Annotated in this window: 15 protein-coding genes; 6 read left to right on the plus strand and 9 right to left on the minus strand. The window is 69.2% G+C overall.

Annotated elements, in window-relative coordinates; translation table 11 throughout:
• Positions 1-131 precede the first annotated feature (131 nt).
• A complete protein-coding gene (locus G6045_RS20870; protein WP_268978417.1) occupies positions 132-1,043 on the minus strand; it encodes a heme o synthase in 912 nt (303 codons plus the stop codon).
• Between the two features lie 379 nt (positions 1,044-1,422).
• Here G6045_RS20870 and tkt point away from each other — a divergent pair, with 379 nt between their 5' ends.
• Genes tkt through G6045_RS20900 form a run of 6 tightly spaced genes read left to right on the plus strand, consistent with a single transcriptional unit; the run spans position 1,423 to position 8,399 of the window.
• Positions 1,423-3,510: a transketolase gene (tkt, locus tag G6045_RS20875; RefSeq protein WP_165333552.1), complete on the plus strand. Its 2,088-nt coding sequence runs from the start codon at positions 1,423-1,425 to the stop codon at positions 3,508-3,510.
• Positions 3,511-3,553: 43 nt separating this feature from the next.
• Positions 3,554-4,672, plus strand: a complete 1,119-nt coding sequence (gene tal / locus G6045_RS20880) for a transaldolase (RefSeq protein ID WP_165333553.1) — start codon at positions 3,554-3,556, stop codon at positions 4,670-4,672.
• A gap of 4 nt (positions 4,673-4,676) precedes the next feature.
• A complete protein-coding gene (gene zwf / locus G6045_RS20885; RefSeq protein WP_165333554.1) occupies positions 4,677-6,206 on the plus strand; it encodes a glucose-6-phosphate dehydrogenase in 1,530 nt (509 codons plus the stop codon).
• Complete coding sequence (opcA, locus tag G6045_RS20890) at positions 6,203-7,267, plus strand: glucose-6-phosphate dehydrogenase assembly protein OpcA (protein ID WP_165333555.1); 1,065 nt, start codon at positions 6,203-6,205, stop codon at positions 7,265-7,267. The genes zwf and opcA overlap by 4 nt, the downstream gene beginning before the upstream one ends.
• Positions 7,264-8,049, plus strand: coding sequence for a 6-phosphogluconolactonase (gene pgl, locus G6045_RS20895; protein ID WP_165333556.1), 786 nt, complete (start codon positions 7,264-7,266; stop codon positions 8,047-8,049). Before opcA ends, pgl begins: the two co-directional genes overlap by 4 nt.
• Complete coding sequence (locus tag G6045_RS20900; RefSeq protein ID WP_165333557.1) at positions 8,046-8,399, plus strand: DUF1801 domain-containing protein; 354 nt, start codon at positions 8,046-8,048, stop codon at positions 8,397-8,399. Before pgl ends, G6045_RS20900 begins: the two co-directional genes overlap by 4 nt.
• Before the next feature lie 43 nt (positions 8,400-8,442).
• Here G6045_RS20900 and G6045_RS20905 read toward each other — a convergent pair whose 3' ends face one another.
• The 8 genes from G6045_RS20905 to G6045_RS20940 form a co-directional block, all read right to left on the minus strand.
• Complete coding sequence (locus G6045_RS20905) at positions 8,443-9,366, minus strand: hypothetical protein (RefSeq protein ID WP_165333558.1); 924 nt, start codon at positions 9,364-9,366, stop codon at positions 8,443-8,445.
• Positions 9,367-9,538: 172 nt separating this feature from the next.
• Positions 9,539-10,024: a DUF2087 domain-containing protein gene (locus G6045_RS41540; protein WP_235968112.1), complete on the minus strand. Its 486-nt coding sequence runs from the start codon at positions 10,022-10,024 to the stop codon at positions 9,539-9,541.
• A 136-nt stretch (positions 10,025-10,160) separates the two neighbouring features.
• A complete protein-coding gene (pgi, locus tag G6045_RS20915) occupies positions 10,161-11,813 on the minus strand; it encodes a glucose-6-phosphate isomerase (protein ID WP_165333559.1) in 1,653 nt (550 codons plus the stop codon).
• 75 nt (positions 11,814-11,888) lie between these two features.
• Positions 11,889-13,124 carry an MFS transporter gene (locus G6045_RS20920; protein WP_165333560.1) on the minus strand — a complete coding sequence of 412 codons (1,236 nt, stop codon included), beginning with the start codon at positions 13,122-13,124 and terminating at the stop codon, positions 11,889-11,891.
• 141 nt (positions 13,125-13,265) lie between these two features.
• Positions 13,266-13,553 (minus strand): RNA polymerase-binding protein RbpA, encoded by a 288-nt coding sequence (locus G6045_RS20925; protein WP_206343991.1) that lies wholly within the window; start codon positions 13,551-13,553, stop codon positions 13,266-13,268.
• Between the two features lie 332 nt (positions 13,554-13,885).
• Complete coding sequence (gene secG / locus G6045_RS20930; protein ID WP_147990402.1) at positions 13,886-14,116, minus strand: preprotein translocase subunit SecG; 231 nt, start codon at positions 14,114-14,116, stop codon at positions 13,886-13,888.
• Between the two features lie 91 nt (positions 14,117-14,207).
• A complete protein-coding gene (gene tpiA / locus G6045_RS20935) occupies positions 14,208-14,984 on the minus strand; it encodes a triose-phosphate isomerase (protein ID WP_165333573.1) in 777 nt (258 codons plus the stop codon).
• A 2-nt stretch (positions 14,985-14,986) separates the two neighbouring features.
• Positions 14,987-16,198 (minus strand): phosphoglycerate kinase, encoded by a 1,212-nt coding sequence (locus G6045_RS20940; protein WP_165333562.1) that lies wholly within the window; start codon positions 16,196-16,198, stop codon positions 14,987-14,989.
• Positions 16,199-16,238: the final 40 nt, after the last annotated feature.

Raw genomic sequence — 16,238 nt, forward strand, 5'->3', positions numbered from 1 at the left:
GCGTTTGAGCAGATCCGAACGAAGTTCGGATGCGGGGCCTGGGGCGGAGCCCGGGTTTCGGGAAGGGGCGGGTCGGGGAGAAAGGCCCGCCGCAGGCGCCACCCCAGCCCAAACGCAACCCGCACCCGGGCTCAGCGCAGGAAGGGGTCCACCGCCACGGCCACGAACAGCAGCGACACGTAGGTGATGGACCAGTGGAACAGCCGCATCTCCTTGAGCTTCCCGCCCGTGACCTCGGCATTCGCCCGGTTCTGCAGACCGTGCGCCTCCCACAGCCAGAACCCGCCCGCGAGCAGGGCGACCACGGTGTAGAACCAGCCGGTGTAGCCGAGCGGGGTGAGCAGCAGCGATGCGCCGACCATCACCCAGCTGTAGAGGACGATCTGCCGGGCGACCACCTTGTTGGAGGCGACGACCGGAAGCATCGGCACACCGGCGCGCGCGTAGTCGTCCTTGACCTTCATCGACAGCGGCCAGTAGTGCGGCGGCGTCCAGAAGAACATCACCAGGAAGAGGATGACCGGCGCGTACGACATCGAGTTGGTGACCGAGGACCAGCCGATGAGGACCGGCATACAGCCCGCGATCCCGCCCCACACGATGTTCTGCGAGGTCCGCCGCTTCAGGATCATCGTGTAGACGACCGAGTAGAAGAGCAGTGCGCCGAGCGCCAGCCAGGCCGACAGCCAGTTGACCGCGAAGCCGAAGAGCAGCGTCGAGCCGATCGCGAGGACGATGCCGAAGGCGAGGCACTCGCGCGGGCTCACCATCCCGGTGACAAGGGGACGCTGCGACGTACGCTCCATGAGCGCGTCGATATCGCGGTCGTACCACATGTTCAGGGCGTTGGCCCCGCCCGCCGACAGATAGCCGCCGAGGCAGGTCACGAGGACCAGCCACAGATCCGGCACACCCTGCTCGGCGAGGAACATCACCGGCACGGTCGTGATGAGCAGCAGTTCGATGATCCGCGGCTTGGTCAAAGCGACGAACGCCATGACCCGGGCCTTCAGTGGCCGACGGCTCGTGCTCGTCGTGCTCAGCACACCCGCAGGACGGGATTCAACGGCCGTCACGCACACCCCTGACAGAGACTCCCAGCGAGCCACGTCGGACGTCCGTCGATGTGAACACCCGGTAAAGGCTCGCGCGTACCAGGCCACTGTAGAGGTTGGCCATACCTTGCTTACCGCGGGGGTGGGTCGTGTTGGCAGACCGGCCCGTTCGGCGGTCCGGCCGCCTTCCGGAGGCGAATCCGCCCGGCGCCCGGCACCCTGGAATGAGTCGAAAAAATGCACGGCCCAACGGCGGTAGGCTCGGCGGTACGAGCCAGGTGGCGCAGGCCATCGGGCTCGTGACCCGACCGGCGCACGCCCGCCGGTTTCGACATGTGGAGCATGTGGAGAGGAGCCCTGACCCAGGGTGAGCACCAAGCCGACCACCACAGACCTCGAGTGGACCGACCTCGACCAGCGCGCCGTAGATACGGGACGCATCCTGGCCGCGGATGCCGTACAGAAGGTCGGCAACGGCCATCCCGGTACGGCCATGAGCCTGTCCCCCGCCGCGTACACCCTCTTCCAGAAGGTGATGCGGCATGACCCGGCCGACCCCGAGTGGGTGGGGCGCGACCGTTTCGTGCTCTCCGCCGGTCACTCGTCCTTGACCCTGTACATCCAGCTCTACCTGGCCGGCTTCGGTCTCGAGCTCGATGACCTCAAGGCCTTCCGCACCTGGGGCTCCAAGACCCCCGGCCACCCGGAGTACGGCCACACCGCCGGCGTCGAGACCACCACGGGTCCGCTCGGCCAGGGTGTCGCCAACGCCGTGGGCATGGCGATGGCCGCCCGCTACGAGCGCGGTCTCTTCGACCCCGAGGCCCCGGCCGGCGAGAGCCCGTTCGACCACCACATCTACGCGATCGCCGGTGACGGCTGCCTCCAGGAGGGCATCTCCGCCGAGGCCTCCTCGCTCGCGGGTCACCAGAAGCTCGGCAACCTGGTCCTGCTGTGGGACGACAACCACATCTCGATCGAGGGCGACACCGAGACCGCGGTCTCCGAGGACACCTGCAAGCGCTACGAGGCGTACGGCTGGCACGTCCAGCGCGTGAACCCGAAGCCCGACGGCGACCTGGACCCCGAGGCGCTCTACAACGCGATCGAGGCCGCGAAGGCCGTCACGGACAAGCCGTCCTTCATCGCGATGCGCTCGATCATCGCCTGGCCCGCCCCGAACGCCCAGAACACCGAGGCCGCGCACGGCTCGGCGCTCGGCGACGACGAGGTGGCGGCCACCAAGCGCGTGCTCGGTTTCGACCCGGAGCAGAGCTTCGAGGTCTCCGACGAGGTCATCGCCCACACCCGCGGTGCTCTGGCGCGCGGCGCCGAGGCCCGCAATGAGTGGGACAAGTCCCTCGCGGCCTGGCGCACCGCCAACCCGGAGCGCGCCGCCGAGTTCGACCGCGTCAACGCGGGCGAGCTGCCGGCCGGCTGGGAGGAGAAGCTCCCCGAGTTCGAGACCGGCAAGGGCGTCGCCACGCGTGCCGCCTCCGGCAAGATCCTCCAGGCGCTCGGCGCGGTGATCCCGGAGCTGTGGGGCGGTTCGGCCGACCTCGCGGGCTCCAACAACACCACGATCGACAAGACGAGTTCCTTCCTTCCCGAGGGCAACCCGCTGCCGGAGGCCGTCCCGTACGGCCGCACGATCCACTTCGGCATCCGCGAGCACGCCATGGCCGCGGCCATGAACGGCATCGCGCTGCACGGTCACACCCGCATCTTCGGCGGCACCTTCCTGGTGTTCTCGGACTACATGCGCAACGCCGTGCGCCTGTCCGCGCTGATGCACCTGCCGGTCACGTACGTGTGGACGCATGACTCCATCGGTCTCGGCGAGGACGGCCCGACGCACCAGCCGGTCGAGCACCTGGCCGCGCTGCGCGCCATCCCGGGCCTGAACGTGGTCCGCCCGGCCGACGCCAACGAGACCGCGATCGCCTGGCGCGAGATCCTGCGCCGCGGCAAGAAGGACTACGGCAAGAGCGCCCCGCACGGCCTCGCGCTGACCCGTCAGGGTGTCCCGACGTACGAGCGCAACGAGGATGCCGTCAAGGGCGGTTACGTCCTGTTCGAGGCCTCCAAGGAGACCCCGGACGTGGTCCTCATCGCCACCGGTTCCGAGGTCCAGCTGGCCGTCGGCGCGCGTGAGGCCCTCGAGGCCGACGGAGTCGCCACCCGCGTCGTGTCGATGCCGTGCGTCGAATGGTTCGAGGCCCAGGACCAGGGGTACCGGGACAGCGTCCTGCCGCCGGCCGTCAAGGCGCGGGTCGCGGTCGAGGCCGGTATCGGTCTGACCTGGCACCGCTTCGTCGGGGACGCCGGCCGCATCGTCTCGCTCGAGCACTTCGGTGCCTCGGCCGACGGCAAGGTGCTCTTCCAGGAGTTCGGCCTGACCGCCGACGCGGTCACCGCCGCCGCCAAGGAATCTCTGGCAGCCGTTCAGCGCTGACGCCCATAGACGCTTCATACGACACGTAGGAGATGCAATTTCCATGACAGACGCACTCAAGCGCCTCTCTGAAGAAGGCGTCGCGATCTGGCTGGACGACCTGTCGCGCAAGCGCATCACGTCCGGCAACCTGGCCGAACTCATCGACCAGAGCCACGTCGTGGGCGTCACGACCAACCCGTCGATCTTCCAGAAGGCGATCTCTTCCGGAGACGGTTACGAGGAGCAGGTCGCCGACCTCGCCGCCCGCAAGGTGACCGTCGAGGAAGCCATCCGCATGATCACCACCGCGGATGTACGGGACGCCGCCGACATCCTGCGCCCGGTCTTCGACGCGACCGACGGCCAGGACGGCCGGGTCTCCATCGAGGTCGACCCGCGCCTGGCGCACAACACCAAGGCGACGGTCGCCGAGGCCAAGCAGCTGGCGTGGCTGGTCGACCGGCCGAACACGCTGATCAAGATCCCGGCCACCAAGGCGGGTCTGCCGGCCATCACCGAGACCATCGGCCGGGGCATCAGCGTCAATGTCACGCTGATCTTCTCGCTCGAGCGCTACCGCGAGGTCATGGACGCCTACCTCGCGGGCCTGGAGAAGGCGAAGGCCAAGGGCCTGGACCTCTCCAAGATCCACTCGGTGGCCTCGTTCTTCGTGTCCCGTGTGGACACCGAGATCGACAAGCGCCTGGACGGCATCGGCACCGACGAGGCCAAGGCCCTCAAGGGCAAGGCCGCGCTCGCCAACGCGCGTCTCGCGTACGAGGCGTACGAAGAGGTCTTCGGCTCCGACCGCTGGGGCGCCCTCGACAAGGCCGGCGCCAACAAGCAGCGTCCGCTGTGGGCCTCGACCGGCGTCAAGGACCCGGCGTACAAGGACACCCTGTACGTGGACGACTTGGTCGCGCCCGGCACGGTGAACACCATGCCGGAGGCCACCCTGGAGGCGACCGCCGACCACGGCGAGATCGTCGGCAACACCATCGCCGGTACGTACGAGCAGGCCCGCGCCGAGCTCGACGCCGTCGAGAAGCTCGGGATCGCGTACGACGACGTCGTGCAGCTCCTCGAGGACGAGGGCGTCGAGAAGTTCGAGGCGTCCTGGAACGACCTGCTCAAGTCGACTGAGGCGGAGCTCAAGAAGCTCGCTCCCTCGGAGGGCTGACACCTTGACCGCAATCGGAGCCAATCCGCTCCGTGACGCTGCCGACCGACGGCTCCCGCGTATCGCGGGGCCGTCGGGCCTGGTGATCTTCGGCGTCACGGGTGATTTGTCACGCAAAAAGCTGATGCCTGCCGTGTACGACCTGGCCAACCGCGGCCTGCTGCCGCCGGGCTTCTCGCTCGTCGGCTTCGCGCGCCGCGAATGGCAGGACGAGGACTTCGCGCAGGAGGTGCACGACGCCGTCAAGGAGCACGCCAGGACCCCCTTCCGCGAGGAGGTCTGGCAGCAGCTGATCCAGGGCATGCGGTTCGTGCAGGGCGACTTCGACGACGACGACGCCTTCGAAACGCTCAAGGCCACCATCGAGGACCTGGACAAGAAGCAGGGCACGGGCGGGAACTTCGCGTTCTACCTCTCCGTACCGCCGAAGTTCTTCCCGAAGGTCGTCAAGCAGCTCAAGAAGCACGGCCTCGCCGACCAGGCGGGCGACGCCTGGCGGCGCGCGGTGATCGAGAAGCCCTTCGGGCACGATCTCGTCTCCGCGCAGGAGCTGAACTCGATCGTGCACGAGGTGTTCAAGCCGGACCAGGTGTTCCGGATCGACCACTACCTCGGCAAGGAGACCGTCCAGAACATCCTGGCGCTCCGCTTCGCCAACACGCTCTTCGAGCCGCTCTGGAACCGGTCGTATGTCGACCATGTCCAGATCACGATGGCCGAGGACATCGGCATCGGCGGCCGCGCCGGCTACTACGACGGCATCGGCGCCGCGCGTGACGTGATCCAGAACCACCTGCTCCAGCTGCTCGCCCTGACCGCGATGGAGGAGCCCTCCTCCTTCGACGCGGACGCGCTCGCCGCGGAGAAGACCAAGGTGCTCGGCGCGGTCAAGCTGCCCGACGACCTGTCCACCGGCACCGTGCGCGGTCAGTACACGGCCGGCTGGCAGGGCGGCGAGAAGGTCATCGGTTATCTCCAGGAGGACGGCATCAACGCGTCCTCCAAGACCGACACCTATGCCGCGGTGAAGCTGCAGATCGACAACCGCCGCTGGGCGGGTGTGCCGTTCTATCTGCGCACCGGCAAGCGGCTCGGGCGCCGTGTCACCGAGATCGCGGTGGTCTTCCAGCGCGCTCCGCACTCCCCCTTCGACCACACCGCGACCGAGGAGCTGGGCCGCAACGCCCTGGTCATCCGGGTCCAGCCGGACGAGGGTGTGACGGTGCGCTTCGGCTCCAAGGTGCCGGGCACGTCGATGGAGGTCCGGGACGTGTCCATGGACTTCGCGTACGGCGAGTCCTTCACCGAGTCGAGCCCCGAGGCGTACGAGCGCCTGATCCTCGATGTCCTGCTCGGCGACTCCAACCTCTTCCCGCGTACGGAGGAGGTCGAGCTGTCCTGGAAGATCCTCGATCCGATCGAGCAGTACTGGGACAGCAACGGCAAGGCCGCCGAGTATCCGGCGGGCACCTGGGGTCCCGCCGAGGCGGACGAAATGCTCGAACGAGACGGACGGAGCTGGCGTCGGCCATGAAGATCGACCTCACGGACACCACCTCCAGCAAGATCAACAAGGCGCTCGTCAAGGGGCGCCGGGCGATCGGCACCCCTGCCGTCGGCATGGTGCTCACCCTGGTCATCGTCACCGACGAGGAGAACGCCTACGACGCGCTCAAGGCCGCGAGCGACGCCTCGCGCGAGCACCCCTCGCGCACGCTCGTGGTCATCAAGCGCGCATCGCGCTCGCCCCGCGACCGCACCCAGTCCCGGCTCGACGCCGAGGTCAGGGTCGGCGCGGACGCGGGCACGGGCGAGACGGTGGTGCTCCGCCTGCACGGCGAGATCATCAACCACGCCCAGTCCGTGGTGCTCCCGCTGCTGCTGCCGGACGCGCCCGTCGTCGTCTGGTGGCCGGTGAACGCCCCGCTGTCGCCCGCCACCGACCCGCTCGGTGCGCTGGCCCAGCGCCGTGTCACCGACACGTACGCGGCCGAGCAGCCCATCCACGAACTGACCGCGCGCGCCGACACGTACACCCCCGGCGACACGGACCTGTCCTGGACCCGCATCACGCCCTGGCGCTCGATGCTGGCGGCCGCGCTCGACCAGGTGACCTGCAAGGTGACCGAGGTCGAGGTGGAGGGCGAGGAGTTCAACCCCAGCTGCGAGCTGCTCGCGATGTGGCTGGCGGACCGGCTGGGCGTCCCGGTGCACCGCACCCTGTCGGCCGGGCCCGGTCTGACCGCGGTCCGGATGAACACCGACTGCGGCCCGATCGTCCTGGACCGCGCCGACGGCTCGCTCGCAACCCTCTCCATGCAAGGCCAGCCCGACCGTGCCGTGGCGCTCAAGCGCCGCGAGACGGCCGAGCTGATCGCCGAGGAGCTGCGCCGGCTCGACCCGGACGACACGTATGCGTCCGCGCTGAAGTTCGGCGTGGACCGGCTGGGTGAGCCGAGCTCGATGCAGACGGTGCCGCCGGTGGAGTCGACGCAATCACCGGAATCGGCGTCCGAGTCCGGTGGGGAGTCCGCCCCCACCGCCGCGAAGAAGAAGCCCGCCGCCCGTCCGGCCAAGAAGGCGGCGAGCAAGTGAGCTCCTCGCCCCAGCTGGTCGTCCACCGCGACAAGGACCTGATGGCGCAGGCCGCCGCGGCCCGCCTGCTCACGAAGATCGTGGACGCCCAGGCCGCGCGGGGTGCGGCGTCGGTGGTCCTCACGGGCGGCCGCAACGGCAACGGTCTGCTTGCCGCGCTCGCCACCTCTCCGGCCCGGGACGCGATCGACTGGTCGCGGCTCGATCTGTGGTGGGGCGACGAAAGGTTCCTGCCCGAGGGCGACCCGGACCGCAATGTCACGCAGGCCCGCGAGGCCCTGCTCGACGCGGTGCCGCTCGACCCGGCTCGTGTGCACGCGATGCCGGCTTCGGAGGGTGTGTACGGGAACGACGCCGACGCGGCGGCGGAGGCCTACGCGCAGGAGCTCGCGGCAGCCGCACGCCCCGAGAACCACGCCGAAGTCCCCTCCTTCGACGTGCTGTTGCTCGGCGTCGGCCCGGACACCCACGTGGCATCGCTGTTCCCCGAACACCCCGGCGTCCGCGAGACGGAGCGCATGGTGATCGGCGTCCACGGCGCGCCCAAGCCCCCGCCCACCCGCATCTCGCTCACGCTCCCCGCGATCCGCGCGGCGCGCGAGGTGTGGCTGCTCGCGGCGGGCGAGGACAAGGCGAAGGCGGCGGCGATCGCGCTGTCCGGCGCGGGTGAGATCCAGGCCCCGGCGGCGGGTGCGTACGGCCGCGCCCGCACACTGTGGCTGCTGGACTCTGCGGCGGCTTCCCAGCTCCCGCGCGAGCTGTATCCGCCGGCGCTGGCGTGACCCCCGAAGTCCAGGCCCTGCTCGCCCGCCAGTCCCCCGCAGTCGCGGAAACGGCCTGGCGGGCGGTCGGCCTGATCCTGGAGCTGTACCCCGACGCGGTGGTCACCGTCGACGGGGGCGACATCGGCTTCGGTTCGGGCGCCGGCTACAAGGGCCTGGTCTTCGTCGTCTCCCCGCATACGTCCTGGGTCACCCTGGGCCTGGCGAACGGTGCGGCGCTGCCCGACCCGGAGGGCCTTCTCCAGGGCAAGGGCAAGGTGCACCGCCACGTGAAGCTGCACTCCCCCGCCGATGCCGACCGCCCGGCGCTGCGTGCGGTGATGGGCGAGGCGGTGGCCCGGCGGCGGTAGGGCCGATCTGGTCCGGTCCGGGCTGGTCCGGTCCGCGAGCTGGTCAACTGCCGTACGGATTACCAGGGTTGGGATACCCGCCGCCGTGCGGCTGCCCTTGCGGCGGTCCGTACGGGTTGCCCTGCGGAGGTCCGTACGGCTGCCCCTGCGGAGGTCCGTACGGATAGCCGGAACCCGGCGCAGGCACATGCGGCGGGCGCGGCGGAGGGACCGTCGGCGCGATGCGTACGTGCGGGTGGGCGCGCAAACGGATGCCGTGATGGCGGCGCAGGCGGCTCATCTCGAAGAGGGCGATGCCCGTCACCGCCACGGGCGCGCCCAGGACGAAGAGAATGCCCATGGTGAAGCTCAGGCCGTGCAGATCGCCCGTGAGCAGATCGGGCAACGCCATCAGCCAGCTGGTGACCGTCGCAAGCAGGGGCGGCAGACAGCGGTGGATGGCCGCCGTACCGAAGAAGTTGCTGTTGACCTGGACGGCCGCCTGGGCGAGGAAGATCAGCCCCCAGATGCCGCCGAAGGCCATGAAGAACGAGAACACCAGGCCGCCGCCGCCCTGCGCGGCTGCAAGGGACAGGATGCCGAGGATCCCGACCAGGGCGCCCACGAAGCAGAGCAGCACGCGCAGCGAGCCGAGCAGCGGGGACTTCAGGGCCCGCAGCGGACCGCTGCGGCGCCAGACGAGCAGCATCACGCCGACCGTGAGCGGAGTGATGACCATGAGGACGAGACCGGCGATGAGCACGTTCTCCATGACCTGCGCGAAATCGAAGCCGCCCGCCACGGAGGTGTAGACGCCGACCGTGGCGATCAGTCCGGCGATGATCCGGTACCGCTTCAGATGGTCGACGACCGGATCGAGCGGCTCCGGGATCCAGGACGGGTGGAAGACCGCATAGGCCGCCCCTCGGGGCCACCAGCGCGACGTCTCCGCCGCACTGCGCCGATACCCGTACCGCCGTCGCACCATGCCCACTCCCCCGAGTGCCGTCCCGTATGCAGACCCGCGATCTTAGCGTCCGGCAGGGAGCGGTCAACTCCGGTTCCAGGGGACAGACTTGACCAGACGATCGAATTCAGCCCTTCAGGCCGCCTGATAGCTCGCGCCGCCCTTCAGGCTGCCTGGTAGCTCGCGCCGTCCTTCAGGCCGCCTGATAGCTCGCGCCGTCCTTCGTGCGCCGCAGCAGCCCGCCCTCCACGCAATAGCGACGCAGCATGGCGCTGTCGTCGTGCACGGTGGTGAAGCGCTGGTTCACCTCGGGCTCGGTGTAGGGGTGGTTCTCCTCGAAGAGCGTGCGGACGAGGTACGCGAGCAGCTCATGGCGTACGGCCGGCCGCATGGGCATCGAACGCAGCCGCCCTTCGGCGAAGAACGGGCGCAACTCCTTGGGTACGCCCTGCTCTTCACCCTGCGTCTCGGCCGCGAGGGCCTCCTGGAACACCGACGCGTCGGCCTTGAACGACCCGTCGGGCAACGGCTCGACGAGACCCGCCTTGATCAGCCGGGCCAGATGCTTCTGCCCGGCCTTGCCTGCGGCCGCCTCGGTGGCATCACCGAAGCGCACGATGCTGGCGTACAGCTTGAGGCGTTCGGGATCGGCGAGAGCGGCGAGCAGTTGGCGGCTCATGGGGCGGGCCTTCCTGAAGGTGACGGAACCGGGCCGTCGGGCGCCGGCGGACGGATCCGCCGCGCACAACCGCAGCAGTGTCACCCCCGGGCCGGGTTCCGCGCACCCGAATATCGGGCACGCGGAACCCTGGAGATCAACGTCCGCGCAGCTCCCGGTACTTGGCGACCAGCGCCTTGGACGAGGCGTCCAGACCGGGCACGTCGGCGCCCTCGGTCAGGGCCGGCTCGACCCGCTTGGCGAGGACCTTGCCGAGCTCGACGCCCCACTGGTCGAAGGAGTCGATGTTCCAGACCGCACCCTGCACGAACACCTTGTGCTCATAGAGCGCGATCAGCTGGCCGAGTACGGAGGGCGTGAGCTCCGAGGCCAGGATCGTGGTCGTGGGGTGGTTGCCCTGGAAGGTCTTGTGCGCGACCAGTTCCTCGGGCACACCCTCTGCGCGGACCTCCTCCGGCGTCTTGCCGAAGGCGAGCGCCTGGGTCTGGGCGAAGAAGTTCGCCATCAGGAGGTCATGCTGGGCGACCAGGCCGGGCAGCAGATCGTCGACCGGCTTGGCGAAGCCGATGAAGTCGGCCGGGATGACCTTCGTGCCCTGGTGGATCAGCTGGTAGTACGCGTGCTGCCCGTTGGTGCCCGGCGTGCCCCAGACCACGGGCCCGGTCTGCCAGTCGACGGGGTTGCCGTCGCGGTCCACGGACTTGCCGTTGGACTCCATGTCCAGCTGCTGGAGGTACGCCGTGAACTTGGACAGGTAGTGCGAGTACGGCAGCACCGCATGCGACTGCGCGTCGAAGAACGCCCCGTACCAGACGCCCAACAGGCCCAGAAGCAGCGGTGCGTTGGCCTCGGCGGGCGCCGTGCGGAAGTGCTCGTCGACGAGGTGGAAGCCGTCGAGCATCTCCCGGAAGTTGTCGGGTCCGATGGCGATCATCAGGGAGAGACCGATCGCCGAGTCGTACGAGTAGCGGCCGCCGACCCAGTCCCAGAACTCGAACATGTTGGCCGTGTCGATGCCGAACTCCGCGACCTTCTCGGCATTCGTCGACAGCGCCACGAAGTGCTTGGCCACGGCGTCCTGGCCGGCCCGCAGTTCGGTGAGCAGCCAGTCGCGCGCCGAGGTCGCGTTGGTGATCGTCTCGATGGTGGTGAAGGTCTTCGAGGCGATGATGAACAGCGTCTCGGCCGGGTCCAAGTCCCGTACGGCCTCGTGCAGATCGGCGCCGTCCACATTGGACACGAAGCGGACGGTGAGGTCGCGCCGGGTGAAGGAGCGCAGCACCTCGTACGCCATCGCGGGGCCGAGGTCGGAGCCGCCGATGCCGATGTTGACGATGTTCTTGATGGGCTTGCCGGTGTGGCCGGTCCACTCGCCGGAGCGGACCTTCTCGGAGAACGCGCTCATCTTGTCGAGCACGGCGTGCACCTCGGGCACCACGTTCTGCCCGTCGACCTCGATCACGGCCTCGCGCGGCGCGCGAAGCGCCGTGTGCAGGACGGCCCGGTCCTCGGTCGTATTGATCTTGTCGCCGCGGAACATGGCGTCGCGCAGGCCGAACACATCGGTCGACACGGCCAGCTCACGCAGGAGAGCCAGGGTCTCGTCGGTGACGAGCTGCTTGGAGTAGTCCAGGTGCAGATCGCCGACCCGCAGGGTGTAGCCGGTGCCGCGCCCGGGATCGCTCGCGAAGAGATCGCGCAGATGCGTCTCGCCCAGCTGCTCCCGGTGCTTGGCCAGCGCCGCCCATTCGGGCATCTGGTTCAGCCGCGTACGGTCACTTGCGTTCATCTCGGACTTCCAGCCTTCTTGTCGTCCTGAGCACTCGGCGTGAGTGCTGCGCCCCTGCCCCACCAACCTAATTGATCAGATGTCGCCCCGAGGCCCGTCGACCCGGCGCACCGGGAGCAGGACCGCCACGGCCGCGACGAAGACCCCGGCCGCGAGCAGCGCCGGAGCGTTCAGCCCCCAGGCCGTGGCCACCACACCGCCGAGCAGGGCGCCCAGCGGGGCTCCGGCCACCGCGAGGGTGCGGTAGGCGGCACTGATCCTGCCCAGCATCTCTCGCGGGCTGCGCTCCTGCATCAGGGTGCGCTGGCTGACGTTCCACACGATGCTCATCACGCCGAAAAGCGCCAGGCACACCAGCGCCGCCCACAGAGCTCTGACCAGGCCCATCGCCAGCAGACAGGCCAGCTGTACGACACCGGCGACGAGCACGCTCCGTAGCCGCCCGAGCTTCGCCGCGAGCCGGACGGCCACGAAACCGCCGGCCACGCTGCCCGCCGAGAAGGCGGTGAGGGCCGCGGCATAGCCGCCGTTCCCGGCGTCCAGCCACCACTTCACGTGCAGGACGAGGGTGGCGATCAGCGCGCCCATGCCGATGTTGCTGAGCGTGGTCGCCCAGCACAGCGCCCGCAGCGGCCGGTCCCGCCACAGCACACGCACGCCCTCGGCGATGTCCCCGCGCAGCGTGGCGCCCGCGGGCCGGGGCGCCCGCTCGGGCGCCGGTATCCGCAGGGAGGCGATCAGGAACGCACCGACGGCATACGTGGCCGCGTCCACCCCGTACGGCAGCGCGATCCCACCGGCGAGCAGCACGGGCACCAGCGGGGCGGCCACGAAGCCGCCGGCGATCTGCTGGCCGGTCATCAGCCGTGCGTTGGCACTGCCCAGGGCGCTCTCGGGCACGAGCGACGGCAGCAGGGCCGTGGCGGCGTTGTCGAAGAGCGTCTGGAAGGTGGTGAGCAGAAAGGCGAGGGCGATGAGCAACCCGATCGAGGCATGCCCGAGGGCCACGGCCACCGCGAAGGCGGCCATCAGGACCCCTCGTACGACATCGACGGCCCACATCGCGCGCCGCTGGTCCACCCGGTCCGCCACGGCGCCGCCGAGCAGACCGAACAGCAGCCAGGGCAGATAGCCGCACGCGCTCACCAAGGTGATCAGCAGAGGATCGTCGGTGAGCGAGGCGGCGAGCAGCGGCAGCGCGGCCGTACGCAACGAGTCGCCGAACTTGGAAAGCACCGCGGCCGTCCACAGGCGTCCGAACCCGCCACGCCACGTGGGCACTTGTACGCCCACGGCCTCGACAGCAGTCACAACTCCCCCTTCGGTTCGATGATCGAAACCGTAGAGGGTGCCACTGACAATCGGCCGAGGCCGAGCGGCAGGCGGTAACAAGGGCGGGAACAAAACAGGTCCGGCCGGACACCTCTAAGGGGTCGAGCCGGACCTCAACTGCTAAATCTCGCCCCGCAGTTTCGCGAGCGCTTCCGCGAGGATCGCCTCGCCGTCCGCGTCGCTGCGCCGCTCGCGCACATAGGCGAGATGCGTCTTGTACGGCTCGGTGCGCGGCGGGGCCGGCGGATTGTCCCGGTCCTGACCTGCTGGGAAGCCGCAGCGCGGGCAGTCCCAAGTGTCGGGAACCTGCGCGTCGCTGGCGAAACTGGGCCGCGTCTCATGCCCGTTGGAGCACCAGAAGGCGATGCGCAGGCGCGGCGCTGACTCGCCCCGCTCGGCCTCGCCCATCGGCCCCGCTCCGACCCGACTTCCACGGATCGCGTTGCCACTTGCCACGGTCGTAACTCCCTGCGTAACGGTGCTGCACAGCGTTGCCCACCGGCGGCTGCGCCGCGGGTGCCACCAGGCTGAGCCAGTTTACGGAAGGCCCAACGCGCGTCCAGTGATTGGAGTTACACCCCCACCCCGAGACGTACGCCCCATATTAAGCACAGCGTAAGTCCCGGCGGGGACGGGGGAACGAAGTCCCGCCGTAACGAAGCGGGCAGCAAAACGGGCGACCGCCCCGAAAACGAGGCGGCCGCCCGAAAAGCAAAACTACGCAGAAGCGCGGAAAAGGCTCAGCTGTCCAGCTTCATCAGCAGGCCGAGCACCACGATGCAGGCGAACCACAGCAGACCGACCACGATGGTGATGCGGTCGAGGTTGCGCTCTGCGACGGAGGAGCCGCCGACGGAGGACTGCATACCGCCACCGAACATGTCGGAGAGGCCGCCGCCCTTTCCCTTGTGCATCAGGACAAGGAGCATCAGCAGCAGGCTGAAGACGATCAGGGCGATCGAGAAGCCCATAACCACGGCTGGACCAACTTCCTCGGATTCGGACAGAAAGACGGGGGCCGCCCCTCGGAGAGGAAGCCGACCCCCGTCAGGGTACCGGACCCTACTGGTCGCGGAACCGGACGATCTTGACGAACTCGTCGGCGTCGAGCGCGGCACCGCCCACCAGGGCGCCGTCCACATCGGGCTGCGCCATGATCGCGGCGACGTTGCCGGACTTCACGGAGCCGCCGTACTGGATGCGGACCTTGTCGGCCAGCTCCTGCGAGTACAGCTCGGCCAGACGCCCGCGGATCGCACCGCAGACCTCCTGGGCGTCCTCCGGGGTGGCGACCTCGCCGGTGCCGATGGCCCAGACCGGCTCGTACGCGATCACGATGGACTCGGCCTGCTCGGCCGGGATGTCCTTGAGCGCGCCGTCGAGCTGGTTCAGCGTGTACTGGACCTGCTGGCCGGCCTTGCGGATGTCCAGGCCCTCGCCGACGCAGAGGATCGGCGTGATGCCGTGCTTGTAGGCGGCCTTGACCTTGGCGTTGCAGATCTGGTCGGTCTCGTTGTGGTACTGACGGCGCTCCGAGTGACCGACGGCCACGTAGGTGCACTTCAGCTTGGAGAGCATCGGGCCCGAGATCTCACCAGTGTAGGCACCGGAGTCGAACGCCGAGATGTCCTGGGCGCCGTACTTGATCTTGAGCTTGTCGCCGTCGACCAGGGTCTGCACACCGCGCAGGTCCGTGAAGGGCGGCAGGACCGCGACCTCGACGGCCTCGAAGTCCTTGTCGGCGAGCGCGAAGGCGAGCTTCTGGGTGTGGGCGATGGCCTCGAGGTGGTTGAGGTTCATCTTCCAGTTGCCTGCCATCAGGGGCATGCGCGTCATGATCTTCACTTCTCCAGTGCTACGAGGCCGGGGAGGGACTTGCCCTCGAGGTACTCAAGCGAGGCGCCGCCGCCGGTCGAGATGTGACCGACCTTGTCCTCACTGAAGCCGAGGATGCGGAACGCGGCGGCCGAGTCGCCGCCGCCGACCACGGAGAAGGCCGAGGAGTCCACGAGGCCCTGTGCGACCGCGCGGGTGCCGTTCGCGAAGTCCTTGTGCTCGAAGACGCCCATCGGGCCGTTCCAGAACACGGTGGCGGCGTCCTGCAGCTTGGCAGCGTACAGTTCCTCGGTCTTCGGGCCGATGTCCAGGCCCTCCTTGTCCGCCGGGATGGCGGTGGCGGCCACGGTGTCGGGGTGGACGTCGACCTGGTTCTTGAGGTCGGGGAAGTCCGCGGAGACCCGCACGTCGACGGGCAGCACGAACTCGACGCCCTTGGCCTCGGCCCGCTTGAGGTACTCCTGGACGGCCGGGATCTGGTCCTTCTGCAGCAGGGACAGACCGACCTCGTAGCCCTGGGCCGCGAGGAAGGTGTACGCCATACCGCCGCCGATGAGGATCCGGTCGGCCTTCTCGATCAGGTTGTCGATGACGGCCAGCTTGTCGGAGACCTTGGCGCCGCCGAGGATGACCACGTAGGGGCGCTTGACGTCGTCGGTGAGCTTCTTGAGGACGCCGACCTCGGTGGCGATCAGGTAGCCGGCGGCGTGCGGAAGGCGGGCCGGCAGATCGAAGACGGAGGCGTGCTTGCGGTGCACGGCACCGAAGCCGTCGCCGACGTACACGTCCGCGAGGGCCGCGAGCTGGTCCGCGAAGGCGCCGCGCTCGGCGTCGTCCTTGGCGGTCTCACCGGCGTTGAAGCGCAGGTTCTCGATGACGGCGACCTGGCCGTCGGCGAGGCCGGCGACGGTCGACTGAGCGGACTCGCCGACCGTGTCGGTCGCGAACGCCACGTCGGCGCCGAGGAGTTCACCCAGGCGCGCGGCGGCGGGCGCCAGCGAGAAGGCCGGGTCCGGGGCGCCCTTGGGGCGGCCCAGGTGCGAGGCTACGACCACGCGGGCGCCGGCGTCGGCGAGCGCCTTCACGGTGGGCGTGACGGCGCGGATGCGGCCGTCGTCGGTGATGGTGGTGCCGTCCAGCGGCACGTTGAGGTCGGCGCGGACGAAGACCCGCTTGCCTGCGACCCCTTCGGCGAGAAGCTCGTCGATCGTCTTCATGACTCAAGGACTCCTAGGAAGAAACAACGAAGGAAAGCTA

The organism is Streptomyces mesophilus (genome assembly GCF_011044995.1).
Taxonomy (GTDB): domain Bacteria; phylum Actinomycetota; class Actinomycetes; order Streptomycetales; family Streptomycetaceae; genus Streptomyces; species Streptomyces mesophilus.

Coding starts and splice junctions, on each gene's coding strand:
- tal (WP_165333553.1), top strand. CDS start 3,554: ATGACAGACGCACTCAAGCGCCTCTCTGAAGAAGGCGTCGCGATCTGG.
- opcA (WP_165333555.1), top strand. CDS start 6,203: ATGAAGATCGACCTCACGGACACCACCTCCAGCAAGATCAACAAGGCG.
- G6045_RS20905 (WP_165333558.1), bottom strand. CDS start 9,366: ATGGTGCGACGGCGGTACGGGTATCGGCGCAGTGCGGCGGAGACGTCG.
- G6045_RS41540 (WP_235968112.1), bottom strand. CDS start 10,024: ATGAGCCGCCAACTGCTCGCCGCTCTCGCCGATCCCGAACGCCTCAAG.
- pgi (WP_165333559.1), bottom strand. CDS start 11,813: ATGAACGCAAGTGACCGTACGCGGCTGAACCAGATGCCCGAATGGGCG.
- G6045_RS20925 (WP_206343991.1), bottom strand. CDS start 13,553: ATGGGCGAGGCCGAGCGGGGCGAGTCAGCGCCGCGCCTGCGCATCGCC.
- secG (WP_147990402.1), bottom strand. CDS start 14,116: ATGGGCTTCTCGATCGCCCTGATCGTCTTCAGCCTGCTGCTGATGCTC.
- G6045_RS20940 (WP_165333562.1), bottom strand. CDS start 16,198: ATGAAGACGATCGACGAGCTTCTCGCCGAAGGGGTCGCAGGCAAGCGG.